Source organism: Mycolicibacterium sp. XJ870, assembly GCF_053483975.1.
This window is the reverse complement of sequence record NZ_JBEFTI010000001.1, coordinates 1,184,479-1,201,016: the sequence shown is the minus strand read 5'-3', so window position 1 is coordinate 1,201,016 and position 16,538 is coordinate 1,184,479. Positions and strand designations below refer to the sequence as shown.

14 protein-coding genes are annotated in these 16,538 nt (G+C 64.7%); 6 read left to right on the top strand and 8 right to left on the bottom strand.

Annotation, left to right across the window (positions count from 1 at the left end):
* Window positions 1-2 precede the first annotated feature (2 nt).
* From ABQF30_RS06005 to ABQF30_RS05990, 4 genes are all read left to right on the top strand, one after another.
* Window positions 3-1,538: an ATP-dependent DNA ligase gene (locus ABQF30_RS06005; protein WP_448461874.1), complete on the top strand. Its 1,536-nt coding sequence runs from the start codon at window positions 3-5 to the stop codon at window positions 1,536-1,538.
* 101 nt (window positions 1,539-1,639) lie between these two features.
* The gene (locus tag ABQF30_RS06000; RefSeq protein ID WP_448461873.1) at window positions 1,640-3,940 is read left to right on the top strand and encodes a carbon starvation CstA family protein; all 2,301 of its coding nucleotides are present in this window, start codon (window positions 1,640-1,642) and stop codon (window positions 3,938-3,940) included.
* A complete protein-coding gene (locus ABQF30_RS05995; protein WP_448461872.1) occupies window positions 3,940-4,077 on the top strand; it encodes a YbdD/YjiX family protein in 138 nt (45 codons plus the stop codon). The genes ABQF30_RS06000 and ABQF30_RS05995 overlap by 1 nt, the downstream gene beginning before the upstream one ends.
* 90 nt (window positions 4,078-4,167) lie before the next feature.
* Window positions 4,168-5,451 (top strand): amidohydrolase family protein, encoded by a 1,284-nt coding sequence (locus tag ABQF30_RS05990; protein WP_448461871.1) that lies wholly within the window; start codon window positions 4,168-4,170, stop codon window positions 5,449-5,451.
* A gap of 81 nt (window positions 5,452-5,532) precedes the next feature.
* Here the strand turns inward: ABQF30_RS05990 and ABQF30_RS05985 are convergent, their stop codons facing one another.
* Together ABQF30_RS05985 and ABQF30_RS05980 are read right to left on the bottom strand one after the other, a co-directional pair.
* Window positions 5,533-6,753, bottom strand: a complete 1,221-nt coding sequence (locus ABQF30_RS05985; RefSeq protein WP_448463490.1) for a cytochrome P450 — start codon at window positions 6,751-6,753, stop codon at window positions 5,533-5,535.
* 11 nt (window positions 6,754-6,764) lie between these two features.
* Window positions 6,765-7,820 carry an LLM class F420-dependent oxidoreductase gene (locus tag ABQF30_RS05980; RefSeq protein WP_448461870.1) on the bottom strand — a complete coding sequence of 352 codons (1,056 nt, stop codon included), beginning with the start codon at window positions 7,818-7,820 and terminating at the stop codon, window positions 6,765-6,767.
* A 133-nt stretch (window positions 7,821-7,953) separates the two neighbouring features.
* On the opposite strand from ABQF30_RS05980, the gene ABQF30_RS05975 reads away from it, so the two are divergent.
* Window positions 7,954-9,450 carry an acyl-CoA carboxylase subunit beta gene (locus ABQF30_RS05975; protein ID WP_448461869.1) on the top strand — a complete coding sequence of 499 codons (1,497 nt, stop codon included), beginning with the start codon at window positions 7,954-7,956 and terminating at the stop codon, window positions 9,448-9,450.
* Window positions 9,451-9,626: 176 nt separating this feature from the next.
* Here ABQF30_RS05975 and ABQF30_RS05970 read toward each other — a convergent pair whose 3' ends face one another.
* Genes ABQF30_RS05970 through ABQF30_RS05960 form a run of 3 tightly spaced genes read right to left on the bottom strand, consistent with a single transcriptional unit; the run spans window position 9,627 to window position 12,117 of the window.
* Window positions 9,627-10,673 (bottom strand): TIGR03857 family LLM class F420-dependent oxidoreductase, encoded by a 1,047-nt coding sequence (locus ABQF30_RS05970; protein ID WP_448461868.1) that lies wholly within the window; start codon window positions 10,671-10,673, stop codon window positions 9,627-9,629.
* Window positions 10,670-11,044 (bottom strand): nuclear transport factor 2 family protein, encoded by a 375-nt coding sequence (locus ABQF30_RS05965; protein ID WP_448461867.1) that lies wholly within the window; start codon window positions 11,042-11,044, stop codon window positions 10,670-10,672. The genes ABQF30_RS05970 and ABQF30_RS05965 overlap by 4 nt, the downstream gene beginning before the upstream one ends.
* Window positions 11,041-12,117 (bottom strand): phosphotransferase, encoded by a 1,077-nt coding sequence (locus ABQF30_RS05960; protein WP_448461866.1) that lies wholly within the window; start codon window positions 12,115-12,117, stop codon window positions 11,041-11,043. The genes ABQF30_RS05965 and ABQF30_RS05960 overlap by 4 nt, the downstream gene beginning before the upstream one ends.
* 81 nt (window positions 12,118-12,198) lie before the next feature.
* On the opposite strand from ABQF30_RS05960, the gene ABQF30_RS05955 reads away from it, so the two are divergent.
* On the top strand, window positions 12,199-12,786 hold the full coding sequence (locus ABQF30_RS05955) for a TetR/AcrR family transcriptional regulator (RefSeq protein WP_448461865.1): 588 nt from the start codon (window positions 12,199-12,201) through the stop codon (window positions 12,784-12,786).
* On the opposite strand, the gene ABQF30_RS05950 is transcribed toward ABQF30_RS05955, so the two are convergent.
* From ABQF30_RS05950 to ABQF30_RS05940, 3 genes are read right to left on the bottom strand one after another with little or no spacing between them, the layout of a single operon-like run.
* A complete protein-coding gene (locus ABQF30_RS05950; RefSeq protein ID WP_448461864.1) occupies window positions 12,769-13,863 on the bottom strand; it encodes an alpha/beta hydrolase in 1,095 nt (364 codons plus the stop codon). The genes ABQF30_RS05955 and ABQF30_RS05950 overlap by 18 nt on opposite strands.
* Entirely contained in the window at window positions 13,856-15,475 is a 1,620-nt protein-coding gene (locus ABQF30_RS05945) for a flavin-containing monooxygenase (RefSeq protein ID WP_448461863.1), read from the bottom strand. The genes ABQF30_RS05950 and ABQF30_RS05945 overlap by 8 nt, the downstream gene beginning before the upstream one ends.
* Window positions 15,472-16,485, bottom strand: coding sequence for an NAD-dependent epimerase/dehydratase family protein (locus tag ABQF30_RS05940; protein ID WP_448461862.1), 1,014 nt, complete (start codon window positions 16,483-16,485; stop codon window positions 15,472-15,474). Before ABQF30_RS05940 ends, ABQF30_RS05945 begins: the two co-directional genes overlap by 4 nt.
* Window positions 16,486-16,538 lie beyond the last annotated feature (53 nt).

Here is a 16,538-nt window from a genome sequence, read left to right as displayed (position 1 = left end):
TGATGTTGCTCGCCGAAGTCGCTGCCGCGTCCGCTGACGTCGCGGCGGCATCGGCGCGGCTGGCGAAGATCGACCGCATCGCGACCCTGCTCACCCGGGTCGCTGCCGACAGCGATGCGCGACCGGTCGCGGTCACGGTGTCCTGGCTGTCCGGTGAGCTGCCGCAACGCCAGATCGGTGTGGGCTGGGCGGCTTTGCGTTCGCTCCCCGCACCGGCGGCCACCCCCACACTGACCGTCGCCGAGGTCGACACGCGGTTCACGCAGATCGGATCGGTGTCGGGCAAAGGATCGCAGGCCCGTCGCGCCGAATTGGTGCGGGATCTGTTCAGCACAGCAACCGAAACCGAGCAGACGTTCCTGCGCCGGTTGCTCAGCGGCGAGTTGCGCCAGGGCGCCCTGGCAGGGGTGATGGCCGACGCCGTGGCCAAGGCCGCCGAAATCCCCAACAAGGAAGTGCGGCGCGCAGCGATGCTCGCCGGAGATCTGCCAGCCGTCGCGGCGGCGGCACTCACCGGTGGACGGCCGGCACTGGACGAATTCCGGTTGCGGGTGGGACGGCCGGTCGGGCCGATGCTGGCGCAAACCGCGACAGGCATCGCCGAGGCACTCGAGCGTCTCGGTGGCACAGCGATTTTCGAGGCCAAACTCGACGGCGCCCGGGTTCAGATCCACCGTGCCGGCAACGACGTCTCCGTCTACACCCGCAGCCTCGACGACGTCACTTCCCGGCTGCCCGAGGTGGTCGAGGCCACCCTGGCACTGCCTGCGACTGAGCTGATCGCCGACGCCGAGGCCATCGCCCTGCGGCCCGACGGGCGTCCGCACCGCTTCCAGGTGACCGCGGCCCGGTTCGTCCGGAAAAAGCCGGGTGATCTCGAACCGTTGTCGGTGCGCTTCTTCGACCTGCTGCACGTCGACGGCCGGGACCTGCTCGATCTGCCCACCGAGGAGCGACTCGCCGCCCTCGATGTGATCGTCCCGGCCGACCAGCGGGTCGACCGGCTGACTACCGCCGACGCCGACGCAGCGCAACGATTCCTGGACCGCACCCTGGCCGCCGGACACGAGGGTGTGATGGCGAAGTCGCCGACGGCACCGTACGAGGCCGGCCGCCGCGGGGCCGGCTGGCTCAAGGTCAAGCCGGTGCACACCCTTGACCTGGTGGTGCTCGCCGTCGAGTGGGGCTCCGGCCGGCGCACCGGCAAACTGTCCAATATCCATCTGGGCGCGCGCGATCCGGCCACCGGCGGGTTCGTGATGCTGGGCAAGACGTTCAAAGGCATGACCGACGCCATGCTGGATTGGCAGACGCAGAGATTCACCGAGCTCGCCAATGGTCCGACCGACAGTTACGTAGTCACCCTGCGGCCCGAGCAGGTCGTCGAGATCGCCTTCGACGGAGTGCAAACCTCCACGCGCTACCCCGGCGGAATGGCACTACGTTTCGCCAGGGTCTTGCGCTACCGCGACGACAAGTCGCCCGCCGAGGCCGACACGGTTGACGCCGTCCGCGCCATCTACGAACGCGGCGGTTGACACCGAAACCGGGAATCCGGGAATCCCCGTCACGTTCGATCGAGCGGATGGAAGGATCAGCGGGAGTACACCGACACTGTCGCGTAAGCGAGGGAGAAACCGTGGCTTCACCCACCGCCGCCGAACGCATCGAAGAACACGACGGCGATATCACCTATATCCGCACCGACAAAGATCTCCCGCCGGTGGCGATCATCGACCGGTCACCGATCACCACCAAGCACAGGATCGTCTTCGCGATCATTGCGCTGCTGGGCGCGATCGCGTGGGCCATCATCGCGTTCTTCCGTGGTGAGACGGTGAATTCGGTGTGGTTCGTCGTCGCAGCGATCTGCACCTACGTAATCGGCTTCCGGTTCTATGCCCGGCTGATCGAGATGAAGATCGTCAAACCCCGCGACGACAATGCCACGCCGGCAGAGCTTTTCGAGAACGCAACCGACTACATGCCGACCGACCGTCGGGTGCTGTTCGGCCATCACTTCGCCGCGATCGCAGGCGCAGGCCCGCTCGTCGGGCCGGTGCTGGCCATGCAGATGGGCTTTCTGCCGGGCACGATCTGGATCATCATCGGCGCGGTGGTCGCCGGCTGCGTGCAGGACTACCTGGTGCTGGCGATCTCCACCCGGCGCCGCGGGCGGTCCCTTGGACAGATGGCGCGCGACGAGTTGGGCACGATCGGCGGGGTGGCCGCGATCGTCGGCGTGCTGGCCATCATGGTGATTCTGCTGGCGGTGTTGGCGCTCGTGGTCGTCGGCGCCCTCGCCGAAAGCCCCTGGGGTGTGTTCTCCATTGCCATGACCATCCCCATCGCCCTGTTCATGGGCGTCTATCTGCGCTTCCTGCGTCCGGGCCGGGTATCGGAGGTGTCGCTGATCGGTGTCGCACTACTGCTGCTCGCGGTCGTCTCCGGCGGCTGGGTAGCCGAAACCTCGTGGGGTGCAGACTGGTTCACGCTGTCGAAGGTGGCGTTGTCCTGGTGCCTGATCATCTACGGCTTCGCCGCCTCGGTGCTGCCAGTCTGGCTCCTGCTCGCTCCCCGCGACTACCTGTCCACGTTCATGAAGGTGGGCACCATCGCGCTGCTGGCGATCGGCATCCTCATCGCCCAACCCGTGATGCAGGCCCCCGCGATTTCGGACTTCGCCACCCGGGGCGACGGTCCGGTGTTCGCGGGTTCACTGTTCCCGTTCCTGTTCATCACCATTGCCTGCGGCGCCCTGTCGGGATTCCATGCGCTGATCTCGTCGGGGACCACGCCGAAGCTGGTCGAGAAGGAAAGCCAGATGCGGCTGATCGGCTACGGCGGCATGCTCACCGAGTCGTTCGTCGCGATCATGGCGCTGATCACCGCGGCCATCCTCAATCAGCACCTGTACTTCACCCTCAACGCACCCACCGCACAGACCGGCGGAACCGCGGAAACCGCGGCCGCGTATGCCAACAGTCTTGGGTTGTCCGGACCGGACATCACTCCTGAGCAGATAACGCAGGCCGCCGAAGATGTCGGCGAGGAGTCGATCGTCTCCCGCACCGGCGGCGCTCCCACTCTGGCGATCGGCATATCCGAGGTGCTGCACCAGGTCTTCGGGGGTGAAGGCCTCAAGGCATTCTGGTATCACTTCGCGATCATGTTCGAGGCCCTGTTCATCCTCACCACGGTGGACGCAGGCACCCGGGTGGCCCGGTTCATGCTGTCCGACGGTCTGAGCAACCTCGGTGGGCCGCTGCGCAAGCTGAAGGACCCGAGCTGGCGGGTCGGGGCGTGGGTCTGCAGCCTGCTGGTGGTCGCCGGCTGGGGCAGCATCCTGCTGATGGGTGTCACGGACCCCCTCGGCGGCATCAACACGCTGTTCCCCTTGTTCGGCATCGCCAACCAGCTGCTGGCCGCAATCGCGCTGACCGTGGTCACGGTAGTGGTGATCAAGAAGGGCCTACTGAAATGGGCCTGGATACCGGCGATTCCGTTGATATGGGATCTGATCGTCACGCTCACCGCGTCCTGGCAGAAGATCTTCTCCGGCGATCCGCGCGTCGGCTACTGGACGCAGCACTTCCGGTATCGGGAGGCACAGGACGCGGGTGCGACGACGTTCGGCGCGGCCAAGACCCCCGATGAGATCGCCGACGTCGTCCGCAACACATTCATCCAGGGCACGCTGTCGATCGTGTTCGCGTTGTTGGTGGTCATCGTGTTCGTGGCCGGTGTCATCGTGGCGATGAGGTCGATCCGGGGCACGGGTAAACCGTTGACCGAGGACGAGCCGGTGCCCTCACGCATATTCGCACCGTCGGGTCTGATCCCCACATCCGCCGAAAAGGAGGTGCAGAAACAATGGGAGGCTTTGCCTGGCGCGCACGAACGGCCGCACGCCAAATCAGCTGGTACTGCGGGACATTGATGGGCGATAACCACTACCGCCGCTACGTCGAGCATCGCGCCCGTAACCATCCGGGCGAGGCGGTGCTCTCCGAGCGCGACTACTGGAAGATGCGCCATCGCCACACCGAGGCGAATCCTGGCGCGCGCTGCTGCTGACGAAGAATCTCCCGATCGCCTGGCCCTGACGGTGCACGTCCGGCTAAACTGTCGGTCATACAGTAAGGCAGTCGTGAATGGAGCGCGCTCGTGAACAAAGACGACATGATCCTGATCAGCGTTGACGATCACATCGTCGAGCCGCCTGACATGTTCAAGAACCACCTGCCGAAGAAATACATCGACGAGGCACCGCGCCTGGTGCACAACGCCGACGGTTCGGACACCTGGCAGTTCCGCGACATCGTGATCCCCAACGTGGCGCTCAACGCCGTGGCCGGCCGCCCGAAGGAGGAGTACGGCCTGGAACCGCAGGGTCTCGACGAGATCCGCAAGGGCTGCTACAACGTCGACGAGCGGGTCAAAGACATGAACGCGGGCGGCATCCTCGGCTCGATCTGCTTCCCGTCCTTCCCCGGTTTCGCCGGACGACTGTTCGCCACCGAGGATCCGGAGTTCTCCCTGGCGCTGGTGCAGGCCTACAACGACTGGCACATCGATGAGTGGTGCGGGGCCTACCCCGCCCGGTTCATCCCGATGGCACTGCCGGTGATCTGGGACGCCGAGGCGTGCGCCGACGAGGTTCGGCGGGTGTCCAAGAAGGGCGTGCACGCGCTGACCTTCAGCGAGAACCCCGCTGCTATGGGCTATCCCAGTTTCCACGACGATTATTGGACACCGCTGTGGAAGGCGTTGTGCGACACCAACACCGTGCTCAACGTACATATCGGATCGTCTGGCAAGCTCGCGATCACCGCCCCGGATGCCCCGCTGGACGTGATGATCACATTGCAGCCCATGAACATCGTGCAGGCCGCCGCAGATCTGTTGTGGTCCAAACCCATCAAGGACTATCCGGATCTGAAGATCGGCTTGAGTGAGGGCGGCACCGGGTGGATTCCGTACTTCCTCGAGCGGGTCGACCGCACTTTCGAAATGCACTCCACCTGGACGAAGCAGAACTTCGGCGGCAAGGTCCCCAGCGAGGTGTTCCGCGAGCACTTCCTGACCTGCTTCATCTCCGATCCGGTCGGCGTGACGCTGCGCAACAAGATCGGTATCGACAACATCTGCTGGGAAGCCGACTATCCGCACAGCGACTCGATGTGGCCAGGCGCGCCCGAGGAGCTGTGGGAAGTGTTGATGGAGAACAATGTTCCCGACGATGACATCAACAAGATGACGCACGAGAACGCCATGCGGTGGTACTCGTTCGACCCGTTCACTCATATCGCCCGTGACCAGGCGACCGTTGGCGCGTTGCGTAAGGCAGCCGAGGGTCACGATGTTGCGATCCGCGCGCTGAGCCATCACGAGCAGGGCAGCCGCGGGGACGCGCTGCATGCAGCGGCGCGAGGCAACTCGGGCGAATAAGCCCCTTTTCCACCGCGAGCAGACGCAGACTCGCCCAAATCACCTCTGTTTTAGGCGATTCTGCGTCTGCTCGGCGAACTCCTAGCGCAGCGAGTACCGCACCGGCAGGTGCTTGAGCCCGCCGACGAACGTCGTGGCGGTATGTGCGGGTGCCCCGGTCAATTCGATCGAATCCAGCCGCGGGATCAATTCGCTGAAGAAGCTGTTGATCTCCATGCGCGCCAACGCCGCGCCCAGACAGAAGTGCACGCCGTACCCGAATGCCACGTGTTTGTTGGGGTCCCGGCCGACGTCGAATCGGAATGGGTCGGTGAAGATCTCCTCGTCGCGATTGGCCGACGGGTAGGACAGCAGCACCGATTCTCCTGCGGCGATGGGCATGTCGCGCACTACGGTATCTACCGCGGCGGTCCGCATGAACGCCTTCACCGGGGTCACCCACCGGATCATCTCCTCGGTCGCGGTGCCCATCAGCGACGGGTCAGCGCGTAATCTCTCCAGCTGCGAGAGGTTTTCGAGCAGCGCGAGCATGCCGCCCGAGATGGTGGCGCTCGTGGTGTCGTGTCCGGCTGCCGCGACGATCGCGTAATAGGACACCGTCTCGATGTCGTTGAGCGGTTCACCGTTGACGCGGGCATTCGCGATCGCCGACGCGAGGTCATCGGTGGGGTTCTCCCGCCGCGCGGCGGTCAATTCGCTGAAGTACTGGAACATCTCCAGTAGCGCGGTCATGGTGTCGGCGTCGTCGGTGTCGCGCTTGTACTCGTCGTCCTCGTTGCCGAACAGTTCCTGGGTGAGGCGCAGCATCAACGGGAAGTCGGCCTCGGGCACGCCGAGCAGCGACATGATCACGTACAGCGGGTAGTTGACGGCGACCTCTTGGACGAAGTCGCACTCCCCTCCCGCTTCGACCATCTTGTCGACGTGGATCCTGGCCAGCTCATCGGTACGTACTTTCAACGCGCGCATGGCTTTCGGGCGAAACCAGTCCGCCCCGACCGCACGCATGACGCGGTGTTCCGGATCATCCATGTGGATCAGGGTCCGCACTCCGACCGCGGCCTGGTTGTCGTCGTTCTCCGTGGTCAACAGGACCGGGCGCGGCGAGTTGGTGAACACGTCGTTGGCCCGTTCGATGGCCATGACGTCGGAGTGTTTGGTGATCGCCCAGAACGGCTTGTACGACGGCACCTCCACCCATGACACCGGCGCATTGGCCCGCAGATGCGTCAGCGCCGCATGGAAATTCGTCTCGTCGGCATAGGCCGAAGCGGTGGCGAACACCTTCGCGACGTCGTCGATGGTCCTGATACTCACGGGCTGCTCCTCACGGGCGGGCATTCACGAAATTCCTGCAGAACGGCGTTCACGGTGGCTGGCGATACGACGGCGGGAAAGCCCGGCAGCACGCGGTCGATCGCTCCGTCGCAGCGGCGTCGCAGCGCGCCGGCCAGCTCGGGGATCGGCGCGACGACGGCGAAGGCGTCGAGCACCTCGTCGTCGATCAGTGCGCCCATCGCGTCCCACTCCCCCGCCAGCGACAATCGATGCAGCTCGGTCTGCAGATCGCCCCAGCCGTGCAGCTCGAGCACTTTGCGGTAGGCCGGGGTCGAGCCGTAGAAGGCGAGTTGTTTGCGGGTCGCGACCGACGCCGCGGCCATCTCCCGCTCGTCGGCGCCGGTCACCAGAAACACCGGGCACGACAACTGGAAGTCGTTGCGGCTACGCCCCGAACGGGCCATCCCCCGCTGCAGGGCGGGCAACGTGACCTCGTCGAGGTAGCGCCGGGTGGTGAACGCGTGGGCCAGCAGGCCGTCGGCGACCTCACCGCACATCTCGGTCATCAATTCGCCGACAGCGGCAACGAACACCTTCGGGAACGGCACTGCCGAGGGTTCCGGGGTGAACATCGGCGTCATGATCTTGTGCGTGTAGAACTCACCCTCGAAGCGCAGTTTCGTGCCGTCGCGCCAGCACGACCAGATCGATTGCAGCGCCTGAATGTATTCCCGCATCCGCCGGGCGGGATGGCTCCACGGCATGCTGAATCGCTTCTCGATGTGCGGCTGGATCTGGGTGCCGAGCCCGAGGATGAACCGGCCCCCCGAGTACGCCTGCAGGTCCCACCCGAGGTGCGCGACGCTCATCGGATTACGCGCGAAGGCGACGGCGATGCTGGTGCCGACCTCGATTCGGCTGGTGTGCTCGGCCGCCAGCACAAGCGGCAGGAACGGATCGTGGTTGATCTCGCCGGTCCAACACCCGTCGTAACCCGCCAGTTCCAGCTCACGCGCGGTTTCGGGAACGCCGGCGAGTTGACTGGATATGCCGCGGTCAACCTTGACAGCGCGGATTTCGGCGCCCGTCATCCCCGGCGTAAGCCTTTGCCAACACGTCCGGTCATGCCCAAGACACCCACCTGTTCGACGCTACAGTAAGCAATTCAGTATGGTCAACGAGGATAGGCTACAAGGCAATGCCGGCACGAGAAGTGGAGACACGATGACACACGCCCACGAGTGGAAGGAGTCGTTGGAAGACCTCGATCGCCGCCGACAGAACTCCTACGGCATGGGCGGCCCGGAACGGCTCGCCAAGCACCACGCGAAGGGCAAGCTGGATGCCAGGGCGCGGATTGCGCGGCTGCTCGACGCGGATACGTTCCAGGAGTTCGGCACTCTGGTTGGCGGGGACATCGCCGCAGACGGCCTCATCGCCGGTTCGGGCCGCATCGACGGCACACCGGTGATGGTGGGCGCCGAGGATTTCACCACGTTGGCAGGCAGCATCGGCCCCGGAGGCAATGCCAAACGGTACCGACTCGCCGAGTTGGCGTTACGCAACAAGATTCCATTGGTGATGCTGTTGGAGGGCGCGGGTTTTCGGCCCAGCGGCGAGCACTACGGACGCACACCCACTGATCTCATCGCGCAGGCGAAGTGCTCGGGAAAGGTCCCGACCGTTTCAGCTGTGCTCGGGCCGTCAGCCGGCCACGGTGCCCTGGTGGCCCCGGTGTGCGACTTCACCATCATGAGCCGTCACGGTGCGATCTTCACTGCCGGACCCCCGGTGGTGAAAGAGTCGACCGGAGAAGACATCTCAAAAGAGGACCTCGGCGGGCCGGACGTCGCGCTCGCCAGCGGGGTGATCCACAACTACGCCGAGGACGACGAGACGGTGATCGACGACATCCGTCGCTATCTGTCCTACTTCCCCTCCAGCGCATGGTCGTATCCGCCGACCCGGCTTGCCGATGACACTGCCGAACCGCGCCCGACCCCCGAGATTCTCGACATCGTGTCGCGCGACAACAGGCAGATCTACGACATGCGCACGGTGCTCGACGAAATCTTCGACCGGCCGGACTGGTTCGAGGTGCAACCCAAATTCGGTCGGGCCGTCATCTGTGCGCTGGCCCATCTCGGCGGCTATCCGGTGGCGGTGGTGGCCAATCAACCGCAGATGCTGGCAGGTTCGATCGATGCCGATGCCGCCGACAAGGCCGCCCATTTCATCACTGTCGCCGACTCGTTCCACCTTCCGATCATCTTCCTCGCCGACAATCCCGGAATGCTGCCGGGCAGCCGGTCCGAGCGCAGCGGTGTACTGCGCAGTGGGGCGCGGATGTTCGCGGCGCAGACGGGCGCCACGACACTCAAGCTGCACGTGACTTTGCGCAAGGCCTTCGGATTCGGCTCAATGGTCATGTCATTGCTGGGATTTGACGACCAGGTGGCCACTTTCGCCTATCCGGGTGCCACCATGGGCGCCATGGGGGCTGCCGCGCTGAGCGCCGCCACCCACGCCGGCGAGGATTACACCGAGGTGCTCAAGCGGATGGAACTCGAGGCGTCCTACCGGTCGGCAGGTCACCTCGGCTTCGACGAGCTCATCTCGCCGGAGGAAACCCGCAACGCGCTTCTGGTGACCCTGCAGCACGGCATCTTCAGTCGCCAGGCGGTCGCCGAGCCGGTGTCCCGCACCCTGATCATGCCGTAACCCAGCACCGCGAGCGTGCGGGTCTGCTGGCCGACACGCCGTCAAATGCCGGCATTTTGCGCACGCTCGCGTCGCATAACGCTAGGCGCCACATCGAGATTCACACCAGGGACAAATCTCGGTGAGTTCTTGTCCCTGGCGTGAATCTCGGTGTTATAGAAGACGCTCGCCGCGGTTCACCCCTGAGTAGCCCGGTACTCCCGCACGATCGGCTCAAGCTCGTCCGGCGTCGCCCCGTGCATGATCACCGCGTCGGCGCCGTAATCGAACTCCTTACGGATGCGATCGACGCACTGCTGCGCCGACCCTGTTGCCGACGGTTCCAGCCATTCGTCGGGAATCAGCGTCGCGATGTGCTCGATCTGCTCGGCCGTGGCCTTGTGGTCGATGCCCCCGAGGATCGACGTCACCACCTTGTCCTCCCGGAAGCGTTGCAGCACAGTCGGATCCCAGTTGTTGGTGCTCACCAAGAGGTCTCCGTACCCCTGCAGATATGTCGCAAGGCGGGCCACGGTCTTCTTCAGGCGCAACTCTTCCGGCAGGTGGTCACCGACCGTCGCAAAACAGGACCACACCCGCACACTGGCGGGATCACGACCAGCCTTCTCCGCGGCGTCCTTGACCGTCTTGACCGCCCGCTGCAGGGTCTCCGGCGTGAAGTAGGTGTGCAGGATGACGTCGTCGAATTCGCGCCCGCCCAGTGCGAGAGTCTGCGGGCCGAAAGCCACGATCGCCAAGCGGATGTCCTCGTTGAAATCCGGGTCGAGGAACAGCACCTGGTATTTGCCGAGCGGCCCGTCGTGGTTGAAGATCACCTCGCCGTGCCAGAGTTTTCGCATCACCTGCGCGAAATCCTCCATCTGAGCCGTGGTTACGGGGGGCACGCCGAATGCGTTGTACATCGCGGCGATGCCCCGGCCGATACCGAGTGTGAACCGACCGCGCGACAGCCGGTGCATCGTGGTCGCCCACGACCCCGTGATCAGCGGATGACGGGTGTTGTGATTGGTTGCGGCGGTGGCGATCTGCATCCGGTTGGTCACCGCACATGCCGCGCCGACGAGCGATGAGGCCTCTTTGACGTTCCACCGCTCGGAGATGAATGCGGTGCCGAATCCCAACTCCTCACCGCGGCGGGCCTCGTCCATCAGGGTGGCCGGGCCTTCGCCACCGGCTCCGGCCAACAGGTAGTAGCCCAGTTCATCGAGTACGTGGTTGCTCATGCCCAAACTCCTTGCTTATAGCCACAGTTCCACACTTCGGTGATCCGGCCGTCGACCACCCGAAAGATCTCCATGCTGCTGATGGTGAGTTCGGTGCCGTCCTTCATGGTCATCGGTGATTCATACACGATGACGACGTGCTCGCCGTCGTCGCCGGCGACCACCAGGTTGAGGTCGAACCGGATCGATTCGAACATCGCCCAGTTGTCGACGATGCGCTGCACGGCCTGGTCATGGGTCAGGGTCTGTGCCTCGCCGACGTCGTGGCGGATGACGGTGTCACCCATGAGTTCTTCTGCCAGCCCAAAGTCCCGCTTGTTCCAGACCACCAGGTTGTAGAGCTCGACGACTTCGCGGGCTGTACGGGTCACGCAAACACCTCTATCGCATTGATGTCGTCGATGGTCGCCACTGCACGGTCCACCAGCGTGAGGCACAGTTGCCGGGATCGTTCGGGCAACCCGTCCCAGCCGATCAGCGTGATGACCGGCAGGATCATCTGATACGCCACCCCGAACCGATAGTGGCGCCACGCCTCGTCGAACGAGTAATCCGCCACTCCGCGTTCTGAGAGGCGCGCAAGGTACTCCTGCACCAATGCCTCGTCTTTGCCCCGCCGCGCCTCGGTGGGCAGCCCCTGGCTCAGCAGATACGCGATGTCGGAGACGCCGGAGCCTATGACAGCCATCTGGAAATCGACAATCTTGAGCTCGGTTCCGCTGAAGAACATGTTGTCGGCACGGATATCACCGTGCAGCAACATCTTGCGCTCCGACAGCGCCTCCAACGCCTGTGGCGCCAGTTCGGCGAAACGACCGGAGAAGCGCGCCACCGCGGGTGGCACCGGCTGCGTGGTGTGGTCGAGGTAAACCTGCCACGCCTGCGCAAATACCGGTAGGAACAGCTCTCGGGCGATGGGGTTGTCAAGAACCGGATACGCCTGCAGGACCGCATCGTCCGCGCTGCGCACCGACCAGGCGTGCAGCGCTGCCAATTGGTCGATACACAGCCTGGCCCGGTCTACGGACAACCCGGCGAGATGATCGGCGTTGTCCCAGTCCCGCAGGTCTTCGAGCACCAGCACGAAATCAGCTGAGCCGTCAGCGATCCGCGCGACGTAACAACGCGCGGTGGAGATAGGGGCGACCGGGGCGATGTGCCGATAGAACTCCAGTTCCCTGCGGTAGCCACCCAGCAGTTCCATCGCGCCGCGGGCCTCGGATTCGGCAGGCAGTTTGACGATCAAACTCGAAGGAACGCCGGCACTTCCGGTGAGATGTATCCGGTAGAGCAACGAGGAGAATCCACTGTCCTCGGCGATCCGCTCGGCGTGCACCGCCGTCACAGTCACCGGTCCGGGAAGTGCGTCTGTCAGCCACGCCGGCGTGACCTCGTCGATGCCGGACGGGATCATCCCCGGGACTGGCACCGTAGCTGAAATCATCCTCGACCTCCGGAACAGAAATTTGACGCTGAACAACTAAGTTAGTTGTCGAGCGTCTAATATGCAAGGGTGCCTGCCCGCATGACGCAACCGGAACGTGTCGAGCTTTCATCGCGCCGCCTGCTGCAAGCCGCGGCGGAGTTGATCGTTGAAAAGGGCTGGGAGGCAACCACAGCCGCCGAGATCGGCCGCCGCGCCGGGTACAGCCGGGCCATGGTCCACGCCCGTTACGGCAGCAAGGACGCAATCCTGGCAGCCTTCCAACAGACCTACGTCACGCGACTGAACCCCGATGCCGAACCGGGCGCCACCGGACTGCAGCAGGTGCTCGCGCACTTCGACCGCATTCAGGAGATTCACGCCGAGGACGCGGCCCTGATGCGTGCCATGTTCGTCTCGGCATTCGAAGCGGTCAAGACAACGTCGCCACTGCGCGACGCGGTCCGGACCCAGCTGAGTGGCGCTGCCGTCAAGATCGATGCGGGTTTGCGCGCTGGAATCGAGGATGGATCGATCCGGCCCGATATCGACGTCGCGTCGGCACTGCAGGACATCACCGCTGCAGTGTTCGGCATCGCGTTCCAGTGGGTGGTCCTACCCGAAGAGCACGATCTCGATAGTGAACTCAACCGTGTTCGGGGGCGGATCATGTCAACCTACGGCCGATAGTCCGCCGAGGAACCGCACCGTAGCCTTGTGCACTCCGCCGGAGAATAGATGCCCGACGTGACTGCCGTCGTGCCAATGCAATTCGCCACCCCACCGCTCGTGCAATGCCAGCGCGGACTCACGCATCGCCATGCGGTCATGCCAGGCTCCGACGATGAGCCGGCGCTCGGCCCGTGGCACTGTGCCGAGGGGATCGACCACCGACGTCAATGCCGTCACCGTGTCCGACCGCAACAGCGATCCGGCCTCCCGGCCCGCACTCCCCCACCGACCCAGATGCATACCGATCATGGTGTTCAGCCCCAGGATCGGTGTGTACACCGCCACCGCACCGACCCGGTCGTCAAGATGGGAAACCAGCGCGGCGACCGCGCTGCCCAATGACAGTCCGCCCACCGCGATCGTCGTCGATTGCGGTGTGAGCCAGCCGATCAGAGCACGCACCTCCGACACCGCGCGAATCATGCCTGCGACGTTGGCCAGCGGGTCGCGCGCGGGATATTCCGGCCAGGCGCGGCGGCGAGTTCCATGACCCGGTTGCACAGGCAGAGCGACATTGAAACCGAGTTCGTGCAATCGTCGCGCCCGCGCCACCATCAGATCCATCGGGTCGCCCTGCCCGGCACCATGTATCCAGATCAGCCAGGGCCGCGCGTTGTCTCCGGAGCGGTAGATCCGAACATTGGCGGTAGCCGGTCCGCCATGCCCGTCTGCAAGCACCGACTCCGGCAGTTCCGGTTCATGCTCGAAGGACAGCTCCTCGAATTTCAACGACCCGAACTTATGGCGCTGAATCTCTCTGATCTGCAATGATTCCGGGCATCGATGCGCCCCGGCGATACCTAGCGCACCGAGCTCGCCGGCCGCGGCTTCGTAGGCGGCCAACGGTCGCGGCAACTGCGGCGGTGGGCCGGTCAGCGTCATCCCGGTGACCACCAACTCGTCGAGTGCGACCTCTCCGAGTTGGCGCAGCCCGCAGACCGACAGTGCGTTCCAATCGCCCGAACGGAGCAACGCACCCACCGAACGTGGCAGCACTCCGCCGAGCTCCCAGGCGATCTGGGCAACCCTACGCAAGTTTGAAGCCTGTGTATCCCGCCGCCGCGATCTCGTCGCAGCGGCGACGGTACTCAGGAATGCCTGCGGTATAACCCATGTACATCCGTTTCTTCCCGGGCACGTTGCCGCCGTTGTACCACGAGTTGCAACTCGGATGTACCAGGACGGTGGGCGCCACCAGGGCCGTCGTGTGCTCGATCCACTCGTTCTGCGCCTCGGCCGTCGCATCGATCGTGCGGTAGCCACCGTCGCGCAGGTAACTGATGCAGTCGGCGATCCACTCCACGTGCTGCTCTAACGCCGTGACGAAATTGCTTGCCGCCGACGGGCTTCCCGGACCTTGCACGGTGAACAGGTTGGGGAAACCCGCCACGGCCAATCCCAGATACGACAGCGGTCCTTCGTTCGCCCAGAAGTCTCCCAGCAGCACGCCGTCCCGGCCGCGCACGTCGATACGGCTCAGTGCGCCGGTCATGGCGTCGAACCCGGTCGCGTAGACGATCACGTCAAGGTCGAAGTCGCCCTGCTCGGTGGCGATGCCGTCGGCCGTCACCGCACGGATCGGCCCCTTGCGCAGATCGACCAACCTGACGTTGTCCCGGTTGAAGGTCTCGTAGTACCCGTGATCGATGATCGGTCGCTTACAGGCGAACGGATGGCTCGGCGTCAGCGAGATCGCGACCTCGGGATCTTTGACGATCCGGGCCACCGCCTCCCCGTACAATCGGGTGGCCATGCGGTTGGCCTCGATGTCGAAGAAGACGTCGCCCCAATTCAGTGCGCCCATCACGCCATGGTCGTCGACGGCACGCGATTGCTCTTCGCGTGTAGCGGATTTCACCGGCGGCCGACCGAGCATGTCGAGCAGCACCGAGAAGGCGCTCAGCCGCGCCGCCCCTACCGGATGCTCCAGCTGTGCAGCGCGGATCTGGTCGTAGTTCGCCTTGAGTTCGTCGAGTTCACCGGGCTCGAACGGGCGCACCTTCCACGGCAGGGTGAATGCCGGGGAGCGCTGGAACACCGTCAGCTGCGCGGCCTGCTCGGCCACCACGGGGATGAGCTGCACACCGGTGGATCCGGTACCGATGACGCCGACGCGCTTTCCGCTCAAATCGAAACCCTCGCGCGGCCACCGGCTCGTGAACAGAGACGTTCCGGTGAAGTCAGCCATCCCGGGGATGTCCGGTTCCAACGGCACCGACAGGATGCCGGTTGCAGCTACCACGAACGCAGTGGTCAGCGATTGCCCCGCAGTGGTTTTCAGCTCCCATTGCGCATCGGCCTCGTCGAAAGTCATCGCGACGACCTCGGTGCCGAACGCGATATCGCGCCGCAGTCCGAGCCGGTCGGCGACGAAGTTCAGGTACGCCTCGATCTCGGGCTGGGCCGGCATAGTCTCCGTCCACACCCACTCCTGTTGGATCTCGTCGGAGAAGCTGTAGGAGTACTCGATGCTCTCGATGTCGCACCGGGCGCCAGGATACCGGTTGAACAGCCATGTTCCGCCGACGCTCTCGGCCTTCTCGAGCACGCATACACGTAGGCCGAGCCCCCTGAGCCGGTGCAACGCATAGAGACCGGAGAATCCGGCGCCGATGACGACGACGTCGTAGTCAGGACTTCCGGTCACAGGTTGATGACCTTCTCTTGGCGATTTCTGCGGTCGACGTAGAACTGTGCGGCCCGGCCGATCGACTCGGCGGTCGGTGCGGGTTTCCAGCCCAGGTCCCGCGTCGCCTTGCTGTGGTCGGCGGGCGAGGTCATCCACAGCAGCCGCGCCGTGGTGAGGGTCATCGGGATTTCCGTGCGGAAGAGGCGATTTGACATGCCGGCCAGCCAACCGAACGCGTATACCACTGCCATCGGCACCCCGAACCGGGGTGGTCGGGCCCCCACCGCCTCGGCCGCCGCGGTGAACATCTCCCGCTGGGTCAGATAGCTTTCCGAGACGATGTAGCGCTCGCCGACGCGGCCGTGCTCGGCGGCGAGCACCAGTGCTTCTGCGGCGTCGTCGATACCCACCACTTCGGCGCCGACACCCCGGATATAGACCGGTGTCTTGCCGAACGCCGCCAGCGCGATCAGGGCGCCCTGCTTGGGCTCCCAGTCCGGCGGCCCGTACGGATTCGACACGCACATCGCCACGGCGGGCAGCCCGCGCTCCGACGCGTAGGACAATACGAGATCCTCGGCCTGGCGGCGGGATTCGATGTACGGCCCGCCTTTGCCAACCCAGTTGAACGGAGTGTCTTCATCGACCATGGTCCCGTTGCGCCCGACGGCGATCGTGCCGATGGTGCTGAGGAACACGAAGCGCTGGAGATCGGCCTTCAACGCGACATCGAGCACATTCCGCAGGCCCTCGACATTGGTCGCGAACAGCGGCGCGGGATCGGCCAGGTGCGCCCGGGTGTCGACGACACAGTAGAACACCACATCGCGATCGGACATCGCTGTCGCTACCGCCTCGGTGTCGAAGATGTCGCCGTAGCACCGCTCGACCTCGACACCGTCGATGCCCTTGGTCGAACTGCTCCGGCGCAGCAGGACGCGCACGTCGTCCCCGCGTTCGACGAGCTGGCGGGTGACGCATGCACCCACGTTGCCGCTCGCGCCCATGACGAGGACCTTGCGTGCCATCGCTGCTCCATCTGTTGAGTGGTCAGCGATCGATGTTACGGTAATGATTACAG